Source organism: Streptomyces sp. Root431 (assembly GCF_001426585.1).
In the GTDB taxonomy this organism is placed as follows: Bacteria; Actinomycetota; Actinomycetes; order Streptomycetales; family Streptomycetaceae; genus Streptomyces; species Streptomyces stackebrandtii.
This window is the reverse complement of the sequence record NZ_LMEI01000012.1, coordinates 108,392-134,044: the sequence shown is the minus strand read 5'-3', so window position 1 is coordinate 134,044 and position 25,653 is coordinate 108,392. Positions and strand designations below refer to the sequence as shown.

The following is a 25,653-nucleotide window of genomic DNA, read 5'->3' as shown; positions in this document are numbered from 1 at the left end:
GCGGCCGCGGTCAGTAGCGCAGGATCTGGCCGGCCGCCGTGCCGACGAGGACCGAGCCGTCGGGGGCCGCGTGGACCGAGAGCGGGCCGTACGGGGGCAGGGTGCGCCGGTCGAGGACGGTGCCGTCGGCCGTGTCGACCGAGAGCAGGGTGCCGTCGGCGCACAGGGCGTGCAGGACGCCGGCGTGCGCGTCGAGGTCGACGATCGTGGAGTCCGTGGGCACGGTCCAGACGACGTCCCCGGCGGGGAAGGTCCGGCGGACCAGCTCCGTCCGGCCGTGCAGGAGCGAGGGGCCCGCGCTGTCGGAGACGTACACCGCCCTGCCGAGCGGCCGGTCGACCATGAAGGGCTCCAGCGCGAAGAGCACCGTCTCGGCGGTGGTGACGGGGTCGAGCGCGATCACCTCGCGGCGGCGGCGCCCGTACAGCAGCTCGGGGCAGCGGCGGACGTCGATCGGGACGAGGTCGTACCGCTCCGGCTCGTGGACCGTGCCGAGCGGGGTGCCGTCGGCGGCGAAGGTCCGGGTGTTGGGTGGGGCGGGGGGCTCGGCCTCGGAGCCGCGGTCGTACGTGTCCCGGATCGCCCAGACCCCGTCCGTACGGGCCGACAGCGCGGCCGCGAAGGGCACCGAGGGGCGGTCGAGGACCGTGCCGTCGGAGAGGTCGACGAGCGGGAAGTCGGTCCGGGTACGGGAGTCGGGACCGGCGACGGCGACGCGTACCGTCCGCTCGTCCGCGGAGACCTCGATGCGGCTGCCGCCGATCCCCGACGGCGCGGGAACGCTCCACAGGAGCGAGCCGTCGGGGGACCGGCACTCCACCACGGCGTGGCTGCGGGTGGCGAGCACCCGGCCGTCGCTCAGCCCGGCCACGGCCCGTACCCAGCCGAGGGCGTCGTAGCTCCGGCCCGCGCGCTCGGCGAGGGCTTCGAGCAGGGGGCGCGTGGGTTCCGAGTCGAGGTACTCGACCAAGGTGTCCGGGGGGAGCGTGGTTCGGGGCAGCGTGCGCAGGTCGAGGGCATCGGAGGGGAGGCCGAGCCAGTCGTCGCGGACGACGGTGGCGCGGGACTGGAGCGGTGCGCAGTCCGACTCCCAGGTGAAGAAGGTGAGTTCGAGCGTGCGGGCGTCCAGCCAGCGGGCCGGTTCGATGCCGTGGCCGGGGTCGGCGAAGTCGACACGGTGGCCCGTGCCGGGTTCGAACAGGGTGAGGCAGCCCTCGCGCTGGTACGCGTCGCCGTTGTTGAGGCCGATGGACAGCAGCGGGAGCGTGGGGTGGAAGTCGATCGCCTCGGCGTCCAGCATGAACGTCAGGAGGTGCGCGCAGGAGAGGTCGGCGGCGCGGTACACGGCCACCTTGCTCAGGCCGCTCCACACCGAATTGGCCGCGATCCACTGCCCGTCGGCGCTGACGATCACCTGGGAGGCGTTCCCGAGGAGTTCGGGGAAGGGCTCGTCGTGGAAGGTGGCGCTCATATGTGGTGCTCCGTCATGTGGGTGAACGTGGTGCGGGTGATGACGGCCAGCGCCTCCGGGGTCGCCTCCGGCGCGAGCTTCCGGAAGGACGCGGCGAAGGCCGCCGACTCGTCGCAGAGCGTGCGCGCCTCCAGGGCCTGGGTGAGGCGCGGGACCACCTCGTAGGAGCAGTACGGGTGCTCGCCCTCGATGTAGGCCCGCATGCTCTCCTCGTACGAGGCGTACTCGCCGTCGTACGCCCAGCCGTCAAGGGACATCAGCAGCGGGAACCGCGCCCTCGCCTCCCACGCGGCGAGCGGTACGTCCTCGTACGGGGCGTCGCCCTCGCGGTCCGCGAGCCGCAGCAGCATCGCGAGCTCGGTCATGAACACGGGCACGCTCTTGGCGCCGGCGGCCGTCCGCCAGGCGTGGCGGGTCCCCTCCGGGCAGGTCGCGAAGAACTCCTCGCTGAAGGCCGTCGCCATGTAGTCGAGTTGGGAGGCGAGGGTCTGCGGGGTGTGCCGCCAGGCGGGGTCCCAGTACTCCGTCCGCGTCGCGCGGCCGAAGCGCAGGACCTCCCACTCCAGCGGCTCGGGTCCGCCGGCGGCCAGTCCGACGAGGTGCGCGAGCGGCCCCGTGGTGAACATGCCTTCCGGATGCAGCGCCATGATCTCTTCCCCCCTGTTCACGGCACTTTAGTCAGCGGCCTCCGCCCGCCGGGCGGCCGATCAGCATCGTCGGGGCTCCCGCGACCCGAGTGAGCAGGACCGTCGCGGAGTTGGGGCCCTTCGGCTTCACCTTCCGCCGGATCTCCTCGGGTTCGACCGCCGAGCCCCGCTTCTTCACGGTGAGGGTGCCGACCTCGCGCTCCCGCAGCAGGGCCTTCAACTTCTTGAGGTTGAAGGGGAGTTCGTCGGTGATCTCGTACGCAGCGGCGTACGGGGTGGGGACGAGCTCGTCGGCCGTGACGTAGGCGATCGTCTCGTCGATCAGCCCGCCCGACACGTCCTCGGCGACCTCGGCGACGAGGTGCGCGCGGATGACGGCGCCGTCCGGCTCGTACAGGTAGCGGCCGACCGGCCGGACCGCCGGGTCGGGCAGTCCCCGGCCGACGATCCCGGCGCCCGAGGGCAGCAGCGTGGCGCGGCGGGCGCCCGGCTCCGTACCGAACCAGAGCACGGCCTCCTTCACGTCCCCGCCGTCCGAGATCCACTCGGCCTCGGCCTCCGCCGGGACGGCCTCGTGCGGGATGCCGGGGGCGACCTTCAGGGCGGCGTGCGGGGCCTTGCGGGCGGCCTCGACAGCCCAGGAGAGCGGCGGGGAGTACGCCTCGGGGTCGAAGATCCTGCCCCGGCCGCCGCGCCGCGCCGGGTCGACGAAGACCGCGTCGTACGGGCTCGTGTCGATCGCGGTCACATCGGCCTCGCGGACCTCGATGAGCTCGCCGAGCCCGAGCGCCTCGGCGTTGGCGCGGGCCACCACCGCGGTGAGCGGGTCGCGGTCGACGGCGAGGACGGAGATCCCGGCGCGGGCGAGGGCGATCGCGTCGCCGCCGATCCCGGAGCAGAGGTCCGCGACGCTGCCGATGCCGAGCGCCTTGAACCGGGCCGCCCGGTACGTGCCGACCGAGGCGCGGGTCGACTGCTCGACGCCGTTGGGCGTGAAGTACATCCGGTACGCGTCCTCGGCGCCGAACTTCGCCACCGCGCGCTGGCGCAGCCGGGCCTGGCCGACCGCCGACGTGACGAGCTCGGCGGGGTGGTCGCGGCGCAGCCGGGAGACGACCGCCAGCTCCTGGGCGGGTTCGTAGTCGCGCAGGGCGGCGAGGAGGGCCTGTCCCTCGGGGGTGAGCAGGGCGGTGAAGTGGGCGAGGTCGGTCACCCGTCCCATTGTGGGCCCTGCGGTGCTGTGGGCCGGCCGGGGGACGGTGGAGCCGTACGGCGGTGTCGTGCTCGGGAGCGGGCGGCCGCACTGACAGGATGCGGCGCCATACCGCTTGTACGACAAGAGGAAGAATTTATGGTGATCAGCGCGCACCCTGTCCGGCGGACCCTCGCGGCCGCCCTCGTCGTCGCAGCCCTCGCCTCCGCCGCCACGGCCTGCTCCGGTTCGGACCCCGCCGAACCGCAGCGCGGCGCCCCCGCCCCCGCGCAGGGCCGGCCGGGCCCGGCACAGGCCCCGGGCTCGGCCGGCGCGCTCAACGCGTACGTCGAGAAGGTCCGCAAGCAGAAGGCCGCCCGCGCGCTCGCCGCCAAGAAGTGGGGCCTCGCCCGGCCCCCGCTCGACGCCCCGGCCCCGCCGAAGGTCAAGCCGAGGATCACCACCCGCAAGGGCTTCGAGACGGACGGCGAGGGCCTGCCGCCCGTCTTCACCACCGTCCCGACCAAGCAGAAGGTCGTCTTCCTGACCATCGACGACGGCGCGGAGAAGGACCCCGCGCTGCTGCGGATGATGAAGGAACTCCGGATCCCCTACAGCGCCTTCCTCAGCGACTACGTCGTCAAGGACGACTACGCCTACTTCGCGCGGATGCAGAAGTCGCAGGAGTCCGGGGTCGCCCTGCACAACCACACCCTCAACCACCGCTACCTGCCCGGGCTGTCGTACAAGCAGCAGAAGCGCGAGATCTGCGGGATGCAGGACGTCATCGAGAAGCGCTTCGGCAAGCGGCCCCCGCTCTTCCGCCCGCCGTACGGCAACTACAACGAGGACACCCTGCGCGCGGCGAAGTCCTGCGGGGTCAAGGCCGTCCCGCTGTGGGCCGCCGAGGCCTTCCCGGACCACATGGAGTGGCGCGAGTGGGACCGGGACCTGCACCCCGGCGACATCGTGCTCACCCACTTCCGGGGCAAGGAGGACTGGAAGGGCAGCATGCCCGACATGATCCGGCGGGTGATGAACGTGATCACGGCCAAGGGATACGCGGTCGCGAAGCTCGAGGACTACGTGTGACCGGCCCGACCTCACACCGCCTGCGCCGCGCCCTCACGGGCGCGGCACTGGCCGGCACCCTCCTCGCCCTCACCGGCTGCGCCTCGTCGGTCGACCCGATCGAGCGGCTGGGGCGGAAGGCGGCGGAACGGATGGGCACGCGGGACGGGGCGACGGTGGCGGAGGCGGAGGCGGCGACCGTGGCGGAGGGGGAAGCGGAGGCGGAGGCGGCGACCGTGGCGGAGGGAACGTCCCGGGCCGGTGGTGAACCCGTACGCCCGGCACGTGCGGACGACCTCGGCCGGCGCGACGGCCACGCCGACTGACCCCTGCGCGCCGACCGACCCGGGGGCGTCACCCTCCCGGGCACTCGCAGGGTCCGCCCCCGCTGGTGCAGACGCACCGGGACGCGGACGACGTCGGGGAGACCTCGGGGCGCGGCTGCGCGGGATGCGCCCGCGACCACTCCTGGATCCCGAAGGTCAGCGTGGCGATGCCGAGCAGCGCGGCGGCCAGGAACTGGCCCCCGGCCGTCCAGGGCCAGTGGCTGCGTACCGACACCCACGCGAGCAGCAGCACGCCCCCCGTGATCGCGCCGAAGACCAGCACCGGCACCCAGTCCGTCGGGGGCGGTGCCGAGGGCTGCGGATCGTAGCCCTCGGCCCATCTCCGCATCCCCAGGGTGAAGGCGGCGACCGCGGCGAGCACGGCCTCCAGGACGAGGAGCACGAGCCCGGACAGGAAGTCGGCCCAAGGCCGTACCGGGGGCGGGGAGGTCGTCATGGCCGCACCCTCGTACGGAACCCGGGGGTCCGCCGCGGCGTTGCCCATACCGAGACCGGAACGACGCGCGGCGGCGCGGAATTGGCACTCCGCTTGACCGAGTGCTAATCGCGGTCATAGTCTCGGGTCTGGCACTCCCCACTGGAGAGTGCCAACACAGCGACGGGCAGGTCCGGCACCCGCGACGACGGATCCACCTGGTCGCCACCTCAGACAGTTGACCCCGTAATCTCCGAAGGGGGAGGTCGGATCGTGACGACCACCAGCTCCAAGGTTGCCATCAAGCCGCTCGAGGACCGCATTGTGGTCCAGCCGCTCGACGCCGAGCAGACCACCGCCTCTGGCCTGGTCATCCCGGACACCGCGAAGGAGAAGCCCCAGGAGGGTGCTGTCCTCGCCGTGGGCCCGGGCCGCTTCGAGAACGGCGAGCGTCTTCCGCTCGACGTTCAGGTCGGCGACGTCGTGCTCTACAGCAAGTACGGCGGCACCGAGGTGAAGTACAACGGCGAGGAGTTCCTCGTCCTCTCGGCTCGCGACGTGCTCGCGATCATCGAGAAGTAATTCACCGAAGTACCTGAAGTATCTGAAGCAGATGCTTCGAGCTGCGCCCCTTGACCCCGCACAGGGCGTCCGGGGGCGCAGTTCGTTCCACCCGATTCCGAGAGGGCTGAACCGCTCCCATGGCGAAGATCCTGAAGTTCGACGAGGACGCCCGTCGCGCCCTTGAGCGCGGCGTCAACAAGCTTGCCGACACGGTGAAGGTGACGATCGGCCCCAAGGGCCGCAACGTCGTCATCGACAAGAAGTTCGGCGCCCCCACCATCACCAACGACGGTGTCACGATCGCCCGCGAGGTCGAGATCGAGGACGCCTTCGAGAACCTCGGCGCCCAGCTGGTGAAGGAGGTGGCGACCAAGACCAACGACATCGCGGGTGACGGCACCACCACCGCCACCGTGCTCGCCCAGGCCCTGGTCCGCGAGGGTCTGCGCAACGTCGCCGCCGGCGCTTCCCCGGCCGCCCTGAAGAAGGGCATCGACGCCGCCGTCAAGGCCGTCTCCGAGGAGCTCCTCGCCACCGCGCGCCCGATCGAGGACAAGTCCGACATCGCCGCCGTCGCCGCGCTCTCCGCGCAGGACCAGCAGGTCGGCGAGCTCATCGCCGAGGCCATGGACAAGGTCGGCAAGGACGGTGTCATCACCGTCGAGGAGTCGAACACCTTCGGCCTGGAGCTCGACTTCACCGAGGGCATGGCCTTCGACAAGGGCTACCTGTCCCCGTACATGGTCACCGACCAGGAGCGTATGGAGGCCGTCCTCGACGACCCGTACATCCTGATCAACCAGGGCAAGATCTCCTCGATCCAGGACCTGCTCCCGATCCTGGAGAAGGTCATCCAGGCCGGCGCCAGCAAGCCGCTCCTGATCATCGCCGAGGACGTCGAGGGCGAGGCCCTGTCGACCCTGGTCGTGAACAAGATCCGTGGCACCTTCAACGCCGTGGCCGTCAAGGCCCCCGGCTTCGGCGACCGCCGCAAGGCGATGCTCGGCGACATGGCCACCCTCACCGGTGCCACCGTCATCGCCGAGGAGGTCGGCCTCAAGCTCGACCAGGCCGGCCTGGACGTGCTGGGCACCGCCCGTCGCGTGACGATCACCAAGGACGACACCACCATCGTCGAGGGCGGCGGCAACGCCGACGAGCTCGCGGGTCGCGTCAGCCAGATCAAGGCCGAGATCGAGTCCACGGACTCCGACTGGGACCGCGAGAAGCTCCAGGAGCGCCTCGCGAAGCTGGCCGGCGGCGTGTGCGTGATCAAGGTCGGCGCCGCCACCGAGGTGGAGCTGAAGGAGAAGAAGCACCGTCTGGAGGACGCCATCTCCGCGACCCGCGCCGCGGTCGAGGAGGGCATCGTCTCCGGTGGTGGCTCCGCTCTGGTCCACGCCGTCAAGGTCCTCGAGGGCAACCTCGGCAAGACCGGCGACGAGGCCACGGGTGTCGCGGTCGTCCGCCGCGCCGCCGTCGAGCCGCTGCGCTGGATCGCCGAGAACGCCGGCCTCGAGGGCTACGTCATCACCTCGAAGGTGGCGGAGCTCGACAAGGGCCAGGGCTTCAACGCCGCGACCGGCGAGTACGGCGACCTGGTCAAGGCCGGCGTCATCGACCCGGTGAAGGTGACGCGCTCCGCCCTGGAGAACGCCGCCTCGATCGCCTCCCTCCTCCTCACCACCGAGACCCTCGTGGTGGAGAAGAAGGAAGAGGAGCCGGCGGACGCGGGCCACGGCCACGGTCACGGCCACTCCCACTGAGGCGTGTCCTAGCTCGTAGCTGATCACCGAGGCCCGGTGCCCCCGTCGCGGGGGCACCGGGCCTCGTGCTTTTCTCTCTTACGTCATCCCTCTCTCATCCCTCCACGGCGCCGAGCTGCCCCATGAGCCCGAGCAGGTCGTACTGCCACCACCCCTCGACGATCTTCCCGTCGTCCCGGAACCGGTGGATGGTCGTGCCGCTCATGGTCACGTCCATGCCGGTCGGCTGGAGCCCCATGAAGTCCCCGGTGTGGCTGCCCTTCCACGTCCAGCGGGTGCAGACCCGGTCGCCCTCGGCGAGCTGGTCGTCGACGGCGAAGGTGAAGTCGAAGCCGCCCCGCCACATCTCCACCTCGCGCCGGACGGCGTCCATGCCGATGACGTCCTGCTCGTTGGTCGGATCGTGGTCGTGGTACCCCTCGGCCAGCACCTCGTCGAGCAGCGCGAGCTCCGGCTCGGCGGCGAGCATCTCCAGGAGCCGCCGGGCGTTGGTCTTGTACAGCGCCTCGTCCCGGACCACGTCCAGGTCGGTGAAGGTCGGCATCTCGTCACAGAGCGCGACCATCTCCCGGAAGATCCGGTCGGTCTCGGGGAGCTGCGAGTTGCGCATGGCCACGTCGTAGGAGGGGAACTCGACGATCTCCACGATGTGGGAGGCGTCCGAGCGGTCCTTGCCGACGATGTTGTGAGTCGCGGTCCGTTTGCCCTCGGTCTGCTCGACCCACGCGTCCATGAGCCGGTTCAGATCGTCCACCCGACTCGTCTTGCAGTCGATTATCTGTACGAAGGTCATGACGCCTCCCGACCCCGGGACAGGACCCTTCCAGTCTAGGTTGGACGCATGGAGCGGGCAGGGGGAGAGCGGCGGGCGCCGGTCACGGTCGAGAACGGGGCGGGCGTCGTCGTCATCGGCGACAACAACCGGATCGGAGCACCGGAACCGATGGCGGTCCGCTCCGGATACCGGGAGCAGGTCCGCCGGATCGCCCCCACGGAACTCGTCGACCGCGAACGCGAACTGGCCGAGCTCGCGGCCTTCTGCCGCGCCGACTCCGGCCCCGCGTACGTCTGGTGGCGCGCGGAGGCCTGGGCCGGCAAGACCGCCCTCCTGTCCTGGTTCGCCCTCAACCCGCCGCCGGGCGTGCGGATCGTCCCCTTCTTCGTCACGGCCCGTCTCGGCGCGCAGAACGACGTCGTCGCGTACGTCGACGTCGTCCTGGAACAGTTGGCGGAACTGGCGGGCGAGGGCCTCCCCGCCCTCCTCACCGCCGCCACCCGCGAGGCCCACCTGTTACGCCTGTACGCCTCGGCCGCCGCGTCCTGCGCCGCGCGCGGCGAGCGGCTGGTCCTCCTCGTCGACGGCCTGGACGAGGACCGGGGCGTGACCACGGGCCCGGACGCCCACTCGATCGCGAGCCTGCTGCCGTACGACCTCCGGGTGATCGTCTCGGGCCGCCTGAACCCGCCCCTGCCGGTCGACGTGCCGGACGACCACCCGCTCCGGGACCCCGGGGCCGTACGGATCCTCTCCCCGTCCCCGAAGGCGCGGGCGATCCGGGCGGAGGCGGAGCGCGAGCTGAAGCGGCTCCTGGAGGCGGGCGGACTCCCGTACGAGCTCCTGGCCCTGCTGACCGCCGCCGGCGGCGGCCTGACGGCGGACGATCTCGCGGAACTGACGGGCGAAGTCCCGTACCGGGTGCGGGACGTGCTGCGGACGGGCCCGGGGCGGACGTTCGCCGTACGAGGCGAGGCGTACCTCCTCGCGCACGAGGAACTGTTCGCGGGAGCACGGGAGATGCTGGGGAAGCGGGAGCTCGACCGGTGGCGGGCGGTGCTGCACGCGTGGGCGGACACCTGGCGCGAGCGCGGCTGGCCGGAGGAGACCCCCGACCATCTCCTCCACGGGTACGTGCCGATGCTGCGGGCGGCGGGGGACGTCGAACGGCTGGTGGCCTGCGCGGGGGACGGGCGGCGCCACGAACGGCTGCTGGCCGTGACCGGGGGCGACGCGGCGGCGCTGGCGGAGATCGGGGCGGCGGAGGACGCGGTCCTGGCCCGGGCCGACCGCGAGGGCTCGGTGGCGGCGGCGCTGCGGCTGGCGCTGGCCCGGGCACTGCTGCTGCGGGACAGCGGAAACGTGCCGCTCCCGCTGCTCGTGGGCTGGGTCGCCGTCGGACAGCCGGACCGGGCAGTGGCGCTTGCCCGGAGCATGGCGGGAGTCCGTGCCGTCGAGGGCCTCTGCGCGGTGGCGTGGAAGCTGCTGGACCAAGGGGAGCGGCAGCGGGCCGAGGCGCTCGCCGACGAGGCGGCGCGGTTGGGGGAGGGCCTTCCGACCGGCGATACGCGCGATCCGGCGGCGGCCGCCGTCATCCTGGTGCTCGTCCGGCTCGGCGCGTACGAGAGGGCGGAACAGCGGCTGAGGACGATCACGACGTACGACGGCGTCCGCCCCCGCAGGGCGCTGGTGGACGCCCTGCTCGCGGCGGGGCGGTACGAACGGGCCGTCGTTCTGGGGAGGGAAGAGTCCTTTCCGAACGAGCGGATCGTCGTGCGGAGCCGCATCGTCGAGGCCCTGGTCCGGGCCGGCCGCGTCGACGAGGCGATCCGGGAGGCGTGGGCACCGGACAAGGAACTGGCCGTACGGGCGGTGGTGCTGCTGCGGCTCTCGGTCGCCCTGAGCGAGGCCGGTTACGGGGACGACGCGCTGGGCGCGCAGTGCGGGGCTGCGCTGGACCGGATGAGCATGGGGAGCAGCGGGGCCGTCAAGTTCCGTTGGGGGCTGCTCGACGCGCTGGTCGCCGCCGGGCAGGTGGAGGCGGCGCGCGTGGCCGGCGCTGGTGACGGAGTCCGCGCGCTCGCCCCCGTACTGGCGAGGAACGGCCGGTGGGAGGAGGCCCTGGAACTCGTCGGGGACAAGGAAGGCCACACCAAGGATCTTGTGCGTGGACGCGCCGCCCGCGAGCTCGCCCGAGCCGGTGACGTCGAGCGGGCCATGGACATGGCCCCGGAAACGGGCGGACCCTGGTTCTCGGACGACCCCTGGCCGGTCATCGCCTCGGCCTTGCTGGCGCGCGGAGACCTGGACGCCGTCGCCTCGCTGTGCGGAAGACTCGCGGAGACGCCCGACCGGACGGCGGAATGGACCGGAGAGCGCCCCGAACGCCTCCGGGTCCTCGACGCCTTCCTGCGCCGACTGGTCGGGGAGGGCGCGGTGGACCGGGCCCGTGCGGTGGTCAGGGGGATCGGGGAGAACACGGACGTTCTCGCGGTGTTCGCGGAGGTGCTGTACGGCGCGGGCCACGCCACGGAGGCCCGGGGCATGCTCGCGGGCGAGCAGGCGAGGGTCCGGGTGCCGGCGCGCGAGACCCTTGTCGGGGAGCTGGTGGCGTTCGCCCGGGCGCTGGGGGAGGCAGGGCGGTGCGACGACGCGGTGCGTCTGCTGCGGGCCGTGGAGGCCGAGCCGGGCCTGGACCCGGAAAGCGCCGCCTTCGCGGCGCTCGCGGCGGGGCGGCCGGAGTGGGCGGAGACGTTCGCCGGGGCGACGCGGGTGTACCAGCAGCGGGTGCTGTTCCCCTTGCTCGTCGCCGCGTACACGAGCGCGGGGCAATGGGATCGTGCCCTGCGGCTGGTCGAGCACCCGGACGCGCTGCCGAGCCTCGTCAAGAAGGCGGCCGTGACCATGGCGGACGCGGGCGCCTGGGAGCGGGCGCGAGAGCTGGCGTCGCGCCTCTCCGAGCCGGCCCACGTCGCGGCGGTGTCCGCGCGGATGGCGATGGCCTGCGTGCGGCAGGGGCGCCGCGAGGACGCCGAGCGTTTCCTGGCGGTCGCCCGTGAGAAGGAGCCCGACGCGCCCAAGGTACTGGACGTCCTGCGGGCCGAGTTCGCCCTGGAACCGAACCTCGCGCCCCCCTTCAGAGCCGACGTCTCGGCGCGGATCGAGTGGCAGCGGGGCTCGGCTCTCGTGCTCGTCGTCATCGGCTCCTACGACGAGGCGGTCGGCCTCCTGCGGGAGCCACAGCCCACGCTACGGCGGTGGTCGCCCGTCAAGCTGGTCACCGAGCTCCTGCGAGCCGCTCAGTACGGCCATGCCGCCACCCTCCTCGACGGCCTGCACTACCTCGGCCCTCCGTGCGGCGACGGCTACGCCCTCCTCGCCCGCGCCGAACCCGATCCCGCCCTGGCCCGGCGCTGGGCCGTTCTCGCGCTGCGGCTCGGGGAGTGGCGGGACGTGCTGCCGGCCGTGCTCGCCATTGCGCCCGAGGCGATTCCGTTCGTCCTCGCCGAGGCCGACCGCCTACGCCGAGCGCTGGAGGTCTGACGCCCGTACCTCCTCCGCGAACGGCTCGCCGTGGGTGTACCGCGCGACCTCCTCCAGCGCCTGGTCCGCCATGCGGTGCAGCTCGTTGCCGAGGGAGCCGGCCACGTGTGGGGTGAGGAGGACGTTCGGGAGGGTGTAGAGCGGGGAGTCCGGGGGCGGGAGTTCCGGGTCGGTCACGTCGAGGATCGCGTGGAGGCGGCCCGCGAGGAGGTGGGGGAGGAGGGCCGTCTCGTCGATCAGGGAGCCGCGGGACGTGTTGATCAGGGTCGTGCCGGACGGCATCGCGGCGAGCTGGGCAGGGCCGATCATGCGGTACGTGGACGGGAGTTGCGGCGCGTGGACCGAGACGACGGTGCTGCGGGCGCAGAGGTCGTCGAGGCCGGTGAGTTCCACGCCGGGCGGCGGGTCCGTCACGTACGGGTCGTAGAGGAGGATCTCGAAGTCGAAGAGGCGGAGGAGGTCGATGACCCGGCGGCCGATGCGGGAGGCGCCGACGATGCCGATGGTGCGGCGGTGGTTGCCCCAGGCGGCGGATTCGGTGATCCAGGCGTGGCCGGTGCGGAGTTCGGCGTACCGCTGGGCGGAGCGGAGGACCTGCTTTCCGGCGAAGAGGATCGCGGCGAGGGTGTACTCGGCGACGGGCAGCGCGTTGGCGGCGGCGGCCGTGGTGACGCGGAGGCCGCGGTCCCAGCAGGCGTCGGTGATGTGGTGTTTGACGGAGCCGGCGGCGTGGACGACGGCCCGCAGGCGGGGCGCGCGGTCGAGGATCTCGGCGGTGAGGGGCGTGGCGCCCCAGCCGGTGAGGAGGAGTTCGGCCTCGGCGAGGGCGGCGGCGGTCCGCGCGTCGGGGGCGGTCAGGTCGTGGGCGACGAGGTGCGGGTCGGTTCGGGTGAGGGCCGCGAGGCGCTGCCGGTGGGCGTCGGTGAGCAGCCGTTCCGCGGTGTCGGGGCCCATCGCGAGGAGGAGGGCGGGGCGGTTGTCAGTGGCGGGGTGCATCGTGGGACGTGTGCTCCTCACTTGACGCTGCCGGCGGTCAGACCCGCCTTCCAGTGGCGCTGGAGGGAGACGAAGGCGACGACGAGGGGGACGACGGCGAGCAGGGATCCGGTGACGACGAGGGGGTAGAAGTCGGGTTCGGCGTGGGCGTTGCTGTTCCACGCGTACAGGCCGAGGCTCAGGGGGTAGAGCTTCTGGTCCGAGAGCATCACCAGGGGGAGGAAGAAGTTGTTCCAGATGGCGGTGAACTGGAAGAGGAAGACGGTCACGAAGCCGGGCATGACCATGCGCAGGCCGATGGACCAGAAGACGCGCAGCTCGCCGGCCCCGTCGATCCGGGCGGCCTCCAGGGCCTCGTCGGGGATGTAGCCCGCGCAGAAGACCCGGGAGAGGTAGACGCCGAAGGGGTTGACGAGGACGGGGATCAGGACGGCCCAGTAGGTGTTGACGACGCCGACCTCGCTGGCGAGGAGGTACATCGGCAGGGCGAGCGCGGTGGTGGGGACCAGCACGCCCAGGAGGACGAGGCCGAAGAGCTTCTCCTTGCCCCGGAAGTCGTAGACGTGGAAGGCGTATCCGGCGGCGACGCTGACGAGCGAGCAGGCGAGGGCGCCGAATCCGGCGTAGAGGAGGCTGTTCAGGTACCAGTGGAAGTAGATGCCGTCGTTGTACTCGGCGAGCCGGGAGAGGTTGCCGCCGAGGTCGAAGCCCTCGAAGGAGAAGGCGTTTCCGGCGAGGAGGCCTCCGGCGTCCTTGGTGGCGGCGGTCAGCAGCCACACGAGCGGGAAGAGCATGTAGACGACGGCGAGGACGAGGGCGCCGTTGACGGCGGCCTTGGAGAGCCAGGCGTTGCCGGTGCGGGGCTTGCTCATGCCGTGCGCTCCTTCCCCGCCTTGCGGCGGCCCGTCAGGCGCGTCACGACGAAGGAGAGCAGCGCGGCCGTCAGGGCGAGGAGCACGGAGGCCGCCGCCGCGAGCCCGTAGTCGTTGCGGTCGAAGGCCGCGGTGTAGGCGTACATGTTCGGCGTCCAGGTGGAGGTGACGGCGGAGCCGGTGCCCTTGTTGAGGATCAGCGGCTCGGTGAAGAGCTGGAGGGAGCCGATGATCGTGAAGAGGCCGACCATCGCGAGCGAGGCCTTGACCAGCGGGACCTTGATGGAGAAGGCGATGCGCCAGGCGCCGGCCCCGTCGACGGTGGCCGCTTCGAGGACGGACCGGTCGATGGCCTGGAGGGCCGCGTAGAAGATGACCATGTTGTAGCCGAGCCACTCCCACAGGGCGATGTTGACGATGGAGGGCAGTGCGCCTGCGGGGGAGAAGAAGTCGAAGCCGATGCCTCCCGCCTCCATCGCCTGCACGACCGGGCTGAGCTGGGGTGTGTAGAGGTAGACCCAGATCAGGGCGGCGATGATGCCGGGGACGGCGTGCGGCAGGAAGAGCGCGAGCTGGAAGAAGCGGCGGGCGCGGGCGAGGGCCGAGTCGAGGAGGAGGGCGAGGGCGAGGGCTCCGACGAGCAGGAGCGGAATGTAGAGCAGGCAGTATCCGAGCAGGACGCCGAAGCCCTCGCGGAAGGCCCGGTCACCCAGCGCCGCCGTGTAGTTGTCGAGGCCGCTGAAGACGGTCTCGGCGCCGCCGAAGCCCAGTCCGGACTGTTTCTCGGTGAAGAGGCTGAGCCAGACCGCGTAGCCGATCGGCACCACCATCACCGCGGTGAACAGCAGGAAGAACGGGGTCAGCAGGATCGCGGCGGCGCGGGTGCGGGCCTTCACGCGGTCAGCCCTCGACCTTCAGGCCGCGCTTGGTGAGCTCGGCGACGGTGGCGTCGTGGCCGGCCTTGACGGCGTCCGCGATCGTCGGGCCGCCCTGGACGATCTTGCCGAAGTGGTCCTTGATCGTGGTGTTGGTGGTGCCGGTGGTCGGGCCCCAGGACCAGCTGGGGTTGATGGACGCGCCGGAGGCCTCGAAGAGGGCGTAGATGTCCTGGCCGCCGTAGTAGCTCGCGTCGAAGGCCTTCTTGGCGACCGGGCGCAGGCTCGCGGCGGCGGGGAAGGCGGAGGAGGTGCCGGAGGCGATGCGGGCCTTCACGCCCTCCTCGGTGGTGGACATCCACTCGGCGAAGGTGACGGCCGCCGCCTTCTGCTTGCTGTCCTTGGTCACGGCGAAGGAGGTGCCGCCGAGCATGCCGCTGGCGGGCTTGCCGTCCCAGCTGGGCATGGGCGCCACGGCCCACTTGCCGCTCTGCTCGGGCAGCGTGCCCTTGAGGACGCCCGCGCCCCAGGAGGCGCCGAGGTAGCCGATGGTGGTGCCGTTCTTGAGGGAGCCGGTCCACTCGGGGCTGAACGAGGCGTTCTTGTGGACGAGGCCGGCGTCGAGGAGGCCCTGCCAGTAGGCGGCGACCTTGGTGGTGGCCGGGTCGGCGGTGTCGATCTTCCAGGTGTCGTTCTCGGCCTTGAACCACTGGGCGCCGGCCTGCCAGGCCATCGCCTCGAAGGTCGTCGGGTCGTCGGGGAAGAACGTGGCGATACGGGCCTTGGCGTCGGCCTTCTTGACCTGCTCGGCGGCCTTCTTGAACTCGTCCCAGGTGGTGGGGGCCTGGACCTTGTACTTCGCGAAGAGGTCCTTGCGGTAGAAGAAGGCCTGCGGTGCGGCGTCGAAGGGGACGGCCCAGGACTTGCCGCCGAGGGTGGTGAGTTCGACGGTCTGCGGGAGGAGCTTCGCGCGCTCGGCCTCGGTGAACTCGCCGCCGATGTCCTGGAGTGCGCCGGAGCTCACGAACTCGGGGAGCGAGGAGTACTCGATGGAGACCAGGTCGGGGGCGTTGCCCGCCTTCACGGCGTTGGAGATCTTGGCGTAGCCGCCGGCGGTGCCGGAGGGGATCTCCTCGAACTTCACCTGGATGTCGGTGTGGGAGGCGTTGAAGGCGTCCACGACGTCCTTGGAGCCCTTGGCCCAGCCCCAGAAGGTGATGGTCACGGGGCCGTTCGGCTTGCTTGCGGTGTCGTCACCGCCGCCGCCGCAGGCCGTGAGGACGGCCAGGGCGGTGGCGGTGCCGGCTATGACGCGGGACGTTCTGCTCCAAGTACGGGTCACGGCACGGCTCCTGGGGGCGGGGCGGCTGGGAGGTTGTGGCCGTGATCCTGTGACCGTTCATGACCGAAGTCAAGAGCGAAAGATTGATTGATCGAAAAAAGATCAGATCGATCGTGCGGAGAGCCCCGGACCCGCGTGCCCCGAAGCCGCCCCGCACGAGTCCCGCACCCGCAGCCGCGGCAGCAGGCTCAGATGGCGTCGCGGCGCCTCCTCGCCGGACCCCTCACCGCCTTCGGTGAGCCGCTCCACGAGCAGCTCCGCGGCGTACCGCCCCACCTGCCGCTTGGGCGGGGCGACCGCCGTCAGCGGGGTGTCGGCCAGGGCCGCGACCTCGTCGTCGTACGCGATCAGGGCCAGGTCCTGCGGCACCCGCACGCCCAGCTCGGCCAGGCGCTGCACGATCTCGATCGCGTCCACGTCGTTGTGGACGAGCGCCGCGCCCGCGAGACCCGAGCGGACCGCCTCGTACAGCGCCCGCACGGCCCGCTCGAAGCCCTCCGGGTCCGCCTCGGCGGGTACGGATTCGATGACCGGCCGGGGCTCTTCGAGGCCGAGTGTCCCCAGCGCCTCGGTGTACCCGGCGCGCACCGCGAGCGCCGTCGGGGAGTCCCCGCGGGCCACGAGCAGCGGCGTCGAGTGGCCGAGTCCGATGAGGTGGCGCAGGGCGAGGAGGACGCCGTGGCCGTGGTCGGAGACGACCCGGTCCAGGCCGTCGAGCGGGCTGCCCGGCTCGGCCCTGCGCTCCAGGAGCACGGCCGGTACGGGGAGTTCGGCCAGCCAGTCCCCGTAGGCGAGCCGGTCCTCGGGCCCGCGCCAGCCGGGCGCGACGAGGACGCCCTCGGCGCCCGCCGCGAGCAGCCCCTCGGTGCGGGCACGGTCCTCCTCCGGCCGGTAGTCCGAGACGCGCAGCACCAGCCGGGCGCCGGCGCGCGCCGCCGCCTCGTGCGCACCCCGGATGACCTCGGCGAAGTAGTACGTGGCGGAGGGGGCGAGCAGGCCGAGGACCAGGCCCTCGCCCGGCCGGCCCGCGCCCGGGGCGCCCTGCCCCTGGGGCCAGGACACCTGGCCGTGCACCCGGTCGAGCAGGCCCTGCCCGGCCAGCGCCTCGACGTCCCGGCGGGCGGTGACGGGGGAGACCCCGAGCCGCTCGGCCAGTTCGGCGACGCGCGCTGTGCCGCGCTCGCGGACCAGGGCCAGCAGTCGGTCGTGTCGTTCGGCGGCACTCTCGCGCACGGTGCGGTTCCCCCTCGCGGTGGTGGTGGTCCCTGGATCAGGTCTCTCGACTCTAGTCCACAAATGATCGAACGACGGGAGTTTCGATCATTCGCTCCGATTCCCTTGACGTTCGATCGAAGCCTGTTCAGGATTCCCGGCGACGCAGCCGTCACCCAGGGAGCCCTCAGGGAGCATCATGCCCACGCCGCCCGAGAACCGTGAGCTCAGTCCGTACACCGGCTGGACCCGTGCCCACTGGGAGACCACGGCCGACCGCCTCCTCCTGTCCGTACGCCCCCACGCCTCGCCCCGCGGCGGCCTCATCGACCTCCCCGGACCCCGCCCCAGCTGGTCCGGCGCCCGCTCCGACGGCCTGGAGGGCTGGGCCCGCACCTTCCTCCTCGCGGCCCTCCGCGTCGCCGGCGCCCAGGGAGAGGACCCCCACGGCCACCTCGACCGGTACGCCGAAGGCCTCGCCGCCGGCACCGAGAAGCCCGGCAGCGACGACCCCGACTCCTGGCCCCTCACCACCGGCACCCGCCAGGCGGTCGTCGAATCCGCCTCGGTCGCCCTCGGCCTCCGCCTCACCCGCCCCTGGCTCTGGGACCGCCTCGACGACCTCACCCGCCAACGGGTCGCCGACTGGCTCCGCCCCGCCCTCGGACCGTCACCCGTCGACAACAACTGGTGGCTCTTCGGCCTCACCGTCGCCGGCTTCCTCCAGGACGCCGGCATCGAGACCGACCGGGCCGCCGCCACCATCGACCGCTCCCTCGCCCGCGTCGAGGACTGGTACCTCGGCGACGGCTGGTACAGCGACGGCGACAACCGCGCCTTCGACCACTACAACGCCTGGGCCCTGCACTTCTACCCCGTCCTCCACGCCCACCTCGCCGGCGACCGGACCCTCCTCGACCGGTACGGCCCCCGCCTGCGCCGCCACCTCGACGACTACACCCACCTCTTCGACGCGAACGGCGCCCCCCTCCCGTACGGGCGGTCCCTGATCTACCGGTTCGCCGCAGCCGCCGCCCCCTGGCTCGGCACCCTCACCGGCCACACCCCGCTCACGCCCGGCGCGACCCGCCGCCTCGCCTCCGGCTCCCTGCGGTACTTCCTCGACCGCGGCGCCACCGACGAGCGCGGGCTCCTCACCCTCGGCTGGCACGGCCCGTACCCGCCCCTCGTCCAGGAGTACTCGGGCCCCGGCTCCCCCTACTGGGCGTCCAAGGGCTTCCTCGGCCTGCTCCTGCCCGCCGGGCACCCCGCCTGGACCGCCCCCGAGGAAGCCCTGCCCGCCGAAGTCGCCGACACCGTCCGCCCCTTCGCACCGGCCGGACTGCTCGTCCAGACGACCGCCGCCGACGGGCTCGTACGCCTCCACAACCACGGCAGCAACCACGTCCACAGCGCCGGAGCGGCCGAGGACGACCCCGGCTACGCCCGCCACGCCTACTCCACCCGCACCGGCCCCAGCACCGGGCCCGCACCCGCCGACAACCACTTCGCCCTGCTCGTCGGGGGAGAGGCCACCCGGCGCGGCGCCGCCGTCCCGGCCGGCACCGGCCCCGGCTGGGCCGCCTCCGTCCACCACCCGCTGCCCGGCGCCCGGGTCGTCTCCGCGACCCTCGCCCACGGCCGCGCGGAGGTCCGCGCCCACCTCGTCCTCGGCGCCCCGGCAGGGACGCCCGTACGGCAGACGGGCTGGGCCACCACCCCCGACGGCCCGCGGGCCGCACTCCACCCGGTCCACGGATACGGCCCGGACGCGACCGAACTCCCCGCCGGGGAAACCCTTCAGGGCTCCGGTAGCCGCGCCCTCGCCCTGCACGGCGCCACAGGCGGCCCCGAGAGCCTCTTCGTCGCCCTCGCCTCCCTCACCGCCGAAGCCGCCCCGGTCCCCGTGGCCGACCTCGCAGACGTCCGGGTCACCGGCCACACCCTGCACGTGACCTGGCAGAACGGCACCACCACCCGACTGGACCTCGACGCCCTCGTTCCGGAGGATCTGTGACCCAGCGCCGTGCCCACGCCCTCGCCGCCGCCCTCGTACTCCCCCTGCTCGCGACCGTCCCCGCCCAGGCCGCCGCCCCGCCCGGCCACCGCCACCACGTCGACTGCTCGGCCCAGAGCACGGGCGACGGCAGCGTCCAGCGCCCCTGGACCAGCCTCGCCGAGGCCAACGCCCACCCCTACGGGCCCGGCGACAAGCTTCTGTTCAAGCGCGGCACCACCTGTACCGGCACGCTCCAGCCCCAGGGCGCCGGCTCCGCCGCGTACCCCTTCACCATCGCCGACTACGGGGCCGCGGCCGGCCGCGCGGTCATCGACGGAAACGGCGCCCACGACGCCGTACTCCTCGCCGACACCCGGTACCTGCGCCTGACCCGCCTGGAGATCACCAACGCGGCCGCCCCCGGCACCGAGCGCAACGGCGTCCGCCTCCGCCTGGCCGACTACGGCGCCGCGAAGGGCATCACGCTCGACCACCTGTCGATCCACGACGTCCGCGGCGGCGACTTCAAGACCCTCACAGGATCCAGCGCGATCCACGTCGCCGTCGAGGGAACGACCATCCCCAGCTGGTACGACGGCCTCGACATCCACCACAACGACATCCGCGACGTCGACCGCGAGGGCATCTATTTCAAGTCCCGCTTCTCCAAGCGCGACCTCGTCGGCAACCAGCAGGACCCGAACGCCTACCCCGGCGCTTGGACCCCGAGCCTCCGCGTCCGGATCCACCACAACACGCTGACCTCGCTCGCCGGCGACGGCATCAAGCTCGACACCACCAGCGGCGCCCGGGTCGACCACAACAGGATCGACGGCTTCCAGCTCCGCTCCAAGGCCGCCAACGCGGGCGTCTGGACCTTCAACACCGACGACACCCTCATCGAGCACAACGAGGTCTCGGGCGGCGGCGGCACCAAGGACGGCATGTCCTTCGACGCCGACGGAGCCTCGAAGGGCACCGTCTTCCAGTACAACAACAGCCACGACAACCAGGGCGGCTTCCTGCTGATCTGCCCCTACAGCGGAGCCAAGACCCTCGACACCGTGGTCCGTTACAACGTCAGCGTCGACGACGGCGCCCGGCTCATCCAGAACTGCTGGGGCCCCATCCTCAACACCCAGATCTACAACAACACCTTCGTCAACAGGACCACCGTCCCCGCCTACCTCGTCCAGGACGACGCCGGCAGCCCCGCCACCACCCAGCACGAGCTGTCGATCCGCAACAACGTCTTCGTCAACGAGGGCGCGAGCGACGGCTACGCCTTCAAGAACCCGACGCCCGGGCTCTCCTTCTCTCACAACCTCTTCCACGGCATCGCCATGACCCGCCCCAACCCCGGCGGCCTCACCGCCGACCCCCTGCTCCGCCCCGACCTGCGGCTCGGCGCCGGTTCCCCCGCCCTGACCGCCGGCACGCTCATCGCGGACAACGGCGGCAGGGACTGGTTCGGAAACGCCGTGTCGGCGACGTCGGTTCCGAACATCGGGGCGTACGAGGGACCGGGCGTGAACTAGAGCCCGTACGGCGCTACTTCGGACCGTACTTGCGGCCCGCCTTGGAGGAGACCCCGCCGAGCAGGCCGCGCGGCGCCAGCTTCACCACACCCATCAGGGCCTTGTAGCGGGGGTCGGGGATCGACAGCGTCTTCCCCCGCTCCAGGTCCCCGAGCGCCGCCGTCACCAGCTTGTCCGCGTCGAGCCACATCCAGCCCGGGATGTTGTCCGTCCCCATCCCGGCCCGCTCGTGGAACTCGGTCCGTACGAAGCCGGGGCAGAGCGCCATCAGCCGCACCCCGCTGCCCGCGAGGTCCCGCGCCGCGCCCTGGGTGAACTGCACGACCCAGGCCTTCGACGCCCCGTACGTCCCGCGGGGCACGAAGGCCGCCACCGAGGCGACGTTCACGACCGCGCCGCGGCCGCGCTCCTTCATGGAGGAGGCCGCGGCCGAGGTCAGCCGCAGCACCGCCTCGCAGTGCACCGTCAGCATCTTGAGCTCGTCGGCCATGGAGACTTCGAGAAAGCGGCCCTTGTTGCCGAAACCGGCGTTGTTCACGAGCACGTCGACCGGCTGCTTCGGGTCGGAGAGCCGCGCCTCGACGGCGGCGATGCCCTTCTCCTCGGCCAGGTCCGCCGAGAGGACCTCGGCCTCGACGCCGTGCCGGTCGTGCAGTTCGGTGGCCTGCTCCCGGAGCCGCTTCACGTCCCGGGCCACCAGCACGACGTCGTGACCGTCCGCCGCCAGTCTCCGTGCGAAGGCGGCCCCGATGCCCGCGGTGGCGCCCGTAATCAGTGCAGTCGTCATACCGGCACGTTAGTGCCCCGCTCGCGCCCTACGCCTCGCCGCTCGCGCGCCCGTACTTCTCCGCGTACTGACGCGCGAGCGCCAGCAGCCCCGACTCCATCCACTCCGCCGCGGCCAAGGTGGCGGGCAGCAGCGTGCGTTCGGCGGTGGCCGCGCGGTGCAGCAGCGCGACGGTGACGTCGTGGTCCGGCCGGTGCACGACCGTGATCGGGTCGCCCGCCCGCACCTCGCCCGGCACGATCACCCGCAGCAGCGCGCCGGGTCCGGCCGTCGACTGCGTGAACCGCTTGACCCAGCCCTTCTCCTCCACGAAGCCCGCGAACGTCCGGCACGGGATGCGGCCGCCGGTCACTTCGAGGACGACGTCCTCGCCGATCCGCCACCGCTCCCCGATCAGGGCGCCGTTGACGTCGAGCCCGAGGGTCGTGAGGTTCTCGCCGAAGGAGCCCGGGGCCAGTTCGCGGCCGAGCTCCCGCTCCCACAGGTCCATGTCCTCGCGGGCGAAGGCGTACGCGGCCCGGTCGTCGCCGCCGTGGAACCGCAGGTCGCAGACGGTGTCCCCGGCGACCCCGCTCCGTCCGACCCCGGGCGGACCCGGCGCCTCGATGCGCACGGGACCGTCGACGGGGCGCTTGTCGATGGCCGTCGTCCCCGACGCGGAGTCCGTGTAGTCCACTGCCCTGGCCCGGCCCACATTCACGCTCAACAAGGTCATGCGGGCACTTTACGGGGATACGGGGACACCCCTCGGAAGATATCCACAGGGCCCACTCCTCAAAGGATCGCCTGGACATTCGCCGCTTCACCCAAGATTCGCTTATGCTTGAGCGCATGATCGAGGCCCGCCACCTCCGCGTCCTGCGCGCCGTCGCCGCCACCGGCTCCTTCTCGGCCGCCGCGCGCGAACTGGGCTGCACCCAGCCCGCCGTCAGCCAGCAGATGAAGGCGCTCGAAACGTCCGCCGGCACCCCGCTGCTGATCCGTACGGGCCGCGAGATGCGCCTCACCCAGGCCGGCGAGGTCCTGGTCCGCCACGCCTCCGGCATCCTCGCGGGGCTCACCGCCGCCGAGGAGGAGGTCGCCGCCATCGCCGGGCTCCGGGCGGGCCGCGTCCGCCTGGTCTCCTTCCCCAGCGGCAGCTCCACCCTCGTCCCCACCGCCCTCGCGGCCCTGCGCGCCAAGCACCCCGGCACCCGGGTCTCCCTCGTCGAGGCCGAACCGCCGCGCTCGATCGAGATGCTCCGGGAGGGCGACTGCGACGTGGCCCTCGCCTTCCGGTACGGGGCGGGGCAGGCCGAGTGGGACGACCTCGTCGTCCGCCCGCTGCTCGCGGACCGTCTGGTGGGCCTGGTGCCCGAGGGGCACCGGCTCGCCGGGGCCGGCTCGGTCGGCATCGCCGAGCTCGCGGAGGAGTCCTGGATCGCGGGCTGCCCGCGCTGCCGCCGCCAGCTCGTGGACGTCTGCGAGGAGGCGGGCTTCACTCCCCGCATCGACTTCGCCACCGACGACTACCCGGCCGTGGTGGGCCTGGTCGGCGCCGGTCTGGGCGTCGCCGTCCTGCCCGAGCTCGCCATCGAGTCCGTACGGCCCAAGGGGGCCCGGACCGTGACCGTCGAGCCCGCGGTGGAGCGGGAGATCGTGGCGCTGACCCTGCCGGACCTGGCCCAGGTCCCGGCCGTCGCCGCCACGCTCGACGAACTCACCCGCGCCGCCACGCGCGCGTAGGCGACACCGCCACGCGCGCGTGGGCGCGACTCGCTCGTGTTCGGTTCAGGCTCGGTCGTTGTTGAGGAAACGTTCCTTCACATGCGCTCCACGATCGGGCGGCCCGCAGCCGCCGCTGATGTCGTCATGGACGTCACGGTGGTGACGGGTGCGGCCGTCGGTGCCGCCGTGATCAGGCGGTTCCGGGCGCGTCCCATGAGCTCTTCGCGTTCGTCCTCGGTGAGGCCGCCCCATACGCCGTAGGGCTCCCGCACGGCGAGTGCGTGTGCCGCGCACTCCGCGCGTACCGGGCACCGCATGCAGACCTCTTTCGCCGAGTTCTCGCGCGCACTCCGTGCCGCGCCGCGCTCTCCCTCAGGGTGGAAGAACAGGGAGCTGTCCACCCCGCGGCAGGCCGCGAGGAGTTGCCAGTCCCACAGATCGGCGTTGGGTCCGGGAAGGCGGGAGAAATCTGCCATTGCGCTAGTCCCCTTGAAACCGTGTCGAACGGGATAGGTGGGCGGGTGGATGGCTGATCGACCGGGGCTCCTCGGGCCCCGAGGTGTCGGGGAAGTACAACTACTGTCGAAGTAGATGTAAATATGACTCATTGCGAATCTAGCCACAGACACTGCAAAAAGGGAAGAAAACCCGCTAAATGGGGCATAGCTTTCGATGAAGGGCAGAAGGGCCGCGTCGCTCTCCTCCGCTTACGGCTCCTCACGTAGAGTGCCGAAGGCTGCCGTCCGACCCGTAACTCTTTCGAGTGACCGTCGTTGAGTGTGCGGAGGCGGTTGAAGGAACAAGCGATCGGGCAGGTGTCCGAGAGCGTCAATCGCACAGGTGACGATACGTACCAGCCCTGGAGGCTCAAGGTGACGCGCAACAGCTGCGAGAGCCACGGAGGTCAGTCATGACATCCGTCCTCGTCTGCGATGACTCCCCGCTTGCCCGAGAGGCGCTCCGGCGCGCGGTCGCGACCGTGCCCGGCGTCGAGCGCGTGACCACCGCGGCCAACGGCGAGGAAGTCCTCCGCCGCTGGGGCGCGGACCGCTCGGACCTGATTCTGATGGACGTACGCATGCCCGGTCTGGGTGGCGTGGAGACCGTCCGCAGGCTGCTCTCCGCGGACCCCGGCGCCCGGATCATCATGCTCACGGTCGCCGAGGACCTCGACGGCGTCGCTCTCGCGGTCGCCGCGGGTGCCCGTGGCTATCTGCACAAGGACGCCTCGCGCGCCGAACTGCGGGCCACCGTCACCCAGGCGCTCGCCGACCCGACCTGGCGGCTCGCCCCGCGCCGGCTCCGTTCGGCCGAGATGGGCGCCGCGCCCACGCTCACCGCGCGCGAGATCCAGGTCCTCGAAGGAATGAGCCACGGCCGGTCCAACGCGGAGATCGGGCGCGAGCTCTTCCTCTCGGAGGACACCGTGAAGACGCACGCCCGGCGCCTCTTCAAGAAGCTCGGCGCCTCGGACCGGGCGCACGCCGTCGCGCTGGGTTTCCGCTGGGGCCTGGTGCGCTGAATCGCAGGTCACCGGCCACATCCCCGTCCGCATCCGCGCCCGTCGCGGGGTGGACGGGGTGGGCTTGTGTCACTTCCCCGCGCGATGCCGCATCCTTGAGATGTGGAGTTCCTCGGGGACGAGTCGATCGAGCGGGAGGGGAGGGCGCGCGAGATGAGTACCGGCGCACCTGCTCATAACGCTTCGGTGCACAACTACGGACGCGGTGCCACGAACGCTGAAGCGTCGGGGCACCATGGAGCGATGCGCGACGACGAGACCGTGGGTTCCCCCATGCCTGCCGGGCAGGGGGAGATCGGCGCGCTCGTACGCCGCGCGGTCGAGGGCGACGCGCAGGCCACGCACGACCTGTTGGCGCGTGTGCACCCGCTCGCCCTGCGGTACTGCCGCACCCGCCTGAACCGGCTGCCCGGCGACGCCCGCCACTTCGTGGAGGACCTCGCCCAGGAGGTCTGCGTCGCCGTCCTCATGGCCCTGCCGCGCTACAAGGACACGGGCAGGCCCTTCGAGGCCTTCGTCTTCGCCATCGCCGGACACAAGGTCGCCGACCTCCAGCGGGCCGCCATGCGGCACCCGGGGTCCACGGCCGTGCCCTCCGACGAGATGCCGGAGCGGCCCGACGACTCCCTCGGTCCCGAGGAGCGCGCACTGCTCAGCGATGACGCCGAGTGGGCCAAGAAGCTGCTGGCCAACCTTCCGGAGAACCAGCGCGAGCTGCTCGTCCTTCGGGTCGCCGTCGGGCTGACCGCCGAGGAGACCGGGCAGATGCTCGGCATGTCCCCGGGGGCCGTCCGGGTCGCGCAGCACCGCGCGCTGAGCCGGCTCCGCGCGCTGGCCGAGCAGTAGCTGCCGAGCGGGGCTGTTACGCCGGGCAGTAAGCGTTGCCGAGGCCGATCAGCCCTTTCGTACACGTACAAACGTCCAAAGCTTCCGGCTGATCTTGATCGTGGAATGAGACACGGCTTCGGCCCGTTAGCATGGACATCCGCACCGATCAAGGCCATTTGGGGAA

The 25,653-nt window shown here is 72.0% G+C and carries 23 protein-coding genes; 10 read left to right on the top strand and 13 right to left on the bottom strand.

The window, feature by feature from the left end; translation table 11 throughout:
* Positions 1–10: 10 nt before the first annotated feature.
* Genes ASC82_RS22665 through ASC82_RS22655 form a run of 3 tightly spaced genes read right to left on the bottom strand, consistent with a single transcriptional unit; the run spans position 11 to position 3,340 of the window.
* Positions 11–1,471 (bottom strand): hypothetical protein, encoded by a 1,461-nt coding sequence (locus tag ASC82_RS22665; RefSeq protein ID WP_056651152.1) that lies wholly within the window; start codon positions 1,469–1,471, stop codon positions 11–13.
* Positions 1,468–2,118 (bottom strand): hypothetical protein, encoded by a 651-nt coding sequence (locus ASC82_RS22660; RefSeq protein ID WP_056651149.1) that lies wholly within the window; start codon positions 2,116–2,118, stop codon positions 1,468–1,470. The genes ASC82_RS22665 and ASC82_RS22660 overlap by 4 nt, the downstream gene beginning before the upstream one ends.
* 31 nt (positions 2,119–2,149) lie before the next feature.
* The gene (locus ASC82_RS22655) at positions 2,150–3,340 is read right to left on the bottom strand and encodes a class I SAM-dependent methyltransferase (RefSeq protein WP_079039428.1); all 1,191 of its coding nucleotides are present in this window, start codon (positions 3,338–3,340) and stop codon (positions 2,150–2,152) included.
* A 129-nt stretch (positions 3,341–3,469) separates the two neighbouring features.
* On the opposite strand from ASC82_RS22655, the gene ASC82_RS22650 reads away from it, so the two are divergent.
* Positions 3,470–4,402, top strand: coding sequence for a polysaccharide deacetylase family protein (locus ASC82_RS22650; RefSeq protein ID WP_056651142.1), 933 nt, complete (start codon positions 3,470–3,472; stop codon positions 4,400–4,402).
* Positions 4,399–4,707: a hypothetical protein gene (locus ASC82_RS30695; protein WP_056651139.1), complete on the top strand. Its 309-nt coding sequence runs from the start codon at positions 4,399–4,401 to the stop codon at positions 4,705–4,707. The genes ASC82_RS22650 and ASC82_RS30695 overlap by 4 nt, the downstream gene beginning before the upstream one ends.
* 28 nt (positions 4,708–4,735) lie before the next feature.
* Here ASC82_RS30695 and ASC82_RS22640 read toward each other — a convergent pair whose 3' ends face one another.
* Positions 4,736–5,164: a DUF6234 family protein gene (locus ASC82_RS22640; RefSeq protein ID WP_157863492.1), complete on the bottom strand. Its 429-nt coding sequence runs from the start codon at positions 5,162–5,164 to the stop codon at positions 4,736–4,738.
* A gap of 252 nt (positions 5,165–5,416) precedes the next feature.
* Between ASC82_RS22640 and groES the strand changes: the two genes are divergently transcribed.
* Complete coding sequence (gene groES, locus ASC82_RS22635; protein WP_024756677.1) at positions 5,417–5,725, top strand: co-chaperone GroES; 309 nt, start codon at positions 5,417–5,419, stop codon at positions 5,723–5,725.
* A 119-nt stretch (positions 5,726–5,844) separates the two neighbouring features.
* Entirely contained in the window at positions 5,845–7,473 is a 1,629-nt protein-coding gene (groL, locus tag ASC82_RS22630) for a chaperonin GroEL (RefSeq protein ID WP_056651133.1), read from the top strand.
* A 94-nt stretch (positions 7,474–7,567) separates the two neighbouring features.
* On the opposite strand, the gene ASC82_RS22625 is transcribed toward groL, so the two are convergent.
* Entirely contained in the window at positions 7,568–8,266 is a 699-nt protein-coding gene (locus ASC82_RS22625) for an ester cyclase (RefSeq protein WP_056651129.1), read from the bottom strand.
* A gap of 48 nt (positions 8,267–8,314) precedes the next feature.
* Between ASC82_RS22625 and ASC82_RS22620 the strand changes: the two genes are divergently transcribed.
* Entirely contained in the window at positions 8,315–11,791 is a 3,477-nt protein-coding gene (locus ASC82_RS22620) for a hypothetical protein (RefSeq protein ID WP_056651126.1), read from the top strand.
* Here the strand turns inward: ASC82_RS22620 and ASC82_RS22615 are convergent.
* The 5 genes from ASC82_RS22615 to ASC82_RS22595 all read right to left on the bottom strand — a co-directional run bounded on the left by ASC82_RS22615 (position 11,768) and on the right by ASC82_RS22595 (position 17,109).
* Complete coding sequence (locus tag ASC82_RS22615) at positions 11,768–12,787, bottom strand: hydroxyacid dehydrogenase (protein WP_056651124.1); 1,020 nt, start codon at positions 12,785–12,787, stop codon at positions 11,768–11,770. The two genes, ASC82_RS22620 and ASC82_RS22615, sit on opposite strands and share 24 nt — an antisense overlap.
* A 17-nt stretch (positions 12,788–12,804) precedes the next feature.
* The gene (locus ASC82_RS22610) at positions 12,805–13,659 is read right to left on the bottom strand and encodes a carbohydrate ABC transporter permease (RefSeq protein WP_056651122.1); all 855 of its coding nucleotides are present in this window, start codon (positions 13,657–13,659) and stop codon (positions 12,805–12,807) included.
* Positions 13,656–14,555, bottom strand: a complete 900-nt coding sequence (locus tag ASC82_RS22605; RefSeq protein ID WP_056651120.1) for a sugar ABC transporter permease — start codon at positions 14,553–14,555, stop codon at positions 13,656–13,658. Before ASC82_RS22605 ends, ASC82_RS22610 begins: the two co-directional genes overlap by 4 nt.
* Before the next feature lie 4 nt (positions 14,556–14,559).
* Positions 14,560–15,876, bottom strand: a complete 1,317-nt coding sequence (locus ASC82_RS22600) for a sugar ABC transporter substrate-binding protein (RefSeq protein WP_056651117.1) — start codon at positions 15,874–15,876, stop codon at positions 14,560–14,562.
* Between the two features lie 102 nt (positions 15,877–15,978).
* Complete coding sequence (locus ASC82_RS22595) at positions 15,979–17,109, bottom strand: substrate-binding domain-containing protein (RefSeq protein WP_056651114.1); 1,131 nt, start codon at positions 17,107–17,109, stop codon at positions 15,979–15,981.
* 178 nt (positions 17,110–17,287) lie between these two features.
* On the opposite strand from ASC82_RS22595, the gene ASC82_RS22590 reads away from it, so the two are divergent.
* The gene (locus ASC82_RS22590) at positions 17,288–19,105 is read left to right on the top strand and encodes a DUF2264 domain-containing protein (protein WP_056651112.1); all 1,818 of its coding nucleotides are present in this window, start codon (positions 17,288–17,290) and stop codon (positions 19,103–19,105) included.
* Complete coding sequence (locus tag ASC82_RS22585) at positions 19,102–20,625, top strand: right-handed parallel beta-helix repeat-containing protein (protein WP_107105945.1); 1,524 nt, start codon at positions 19,102–19,104, stop codon at positions 20,623–20,625. Before ASC82_RS22590 ends, ASC82_RS22585 begins: the two co-directional genes overlap by 4 nt.
* A 13-nt stretch (positions 20,626–20,638) precedes the next feature.
* Here ASC82_RS22585 and ASC82_RS22580 read toward each other — a convergent pair whose 3' ends face one another.
* Positions 20,639–21,412 (bottom strand): SDR family NAD(P)-dependent oxidoreductase, encoded by a 774-nt coding sequence (locus ASC82_RS22580; RefSeq protein ID WP_056651109.1) that lies wholly within the window; start codon positions 21,410–21,412, stop codon positions 20,639–20,641.
* Positions 21,413–21,440: 28 nt separating this feature from the next.
* Positions 21,441–22,127: an MOSC domain-containing protein gene (locus ASC82_RS22575; RefSeq protein WP_056651106.1), complete on the bottom strand. Its 687-nt coding sequence runs from the start codon at positions 22,125–22,127 to the stop codon at positions 21,441–21,443.
* A 116-nt stretch (positions 22,128–22,243) separates the two neighbouring features.
* On the opposite strand from ASC82_RS22575, the gene ASC82_RS22570 reads away from it, so the two are divergent.
* Entirely contained in the window at positions 22,244–23,137 is an 894-nt protein-coding gene (locus ASC82_RS22570; RefSeq protein WP_056651103.1) for a LysR family transcriptional regulator, read from the top strand.
* A gap of 77 nt (positions 23,138–23,214) precedes the next feature.
* Here the strand turns inward: ASC82_RS22570 and ASC82_RS22565 are convergent, their stop codons facing one another.
* On the bottom strand, positions 23,215–23,595 hold the full coding sequence (locus ASC82_RS22565; protein ID WP_056651099.1) for a WhiB family transcriptional regulator: 381 nt from the start codon (positions 23,593–23,595) through the stop codon (positions 23,215–23,217).
* Between the two features lie 434 nt (positions 23,596–24,029).
* On the opposite strand from ASC82_RS22565, the gene ASC82_RS22560 reads away from it, so the two are divergent.
* Together ASC82_RS22560 and ASC82_RS22555 are read left to right on the top strand one after the other, a co-directional pair.
* On the top strand, positions 24,030–24,641 hold the full coding sequence (locus ASC82_RS22560; RefSeq protein ID WP_003948568.1) for a response regulator transcription factor: 612 nt from the start codon (positions 24,030–24,032) through the stop codon (positions 24,639–24,641).
* Positions 24,642–24,884: 243 nt separating this feature from the next.
* Positions 24,885–25,487 (top strand): sigma-70 family RNA polymerase sigma factor, encoded by a 603-nt coding sequence (locus ASC82_RS22555; protein ID WP_056552247.1) that lies wholly within the window; start codon positions 24,885–24,887, stop codon positions 25,485–25,487.
* Positions 25,488–25,653: the final 166 nt, after the last annotated feature.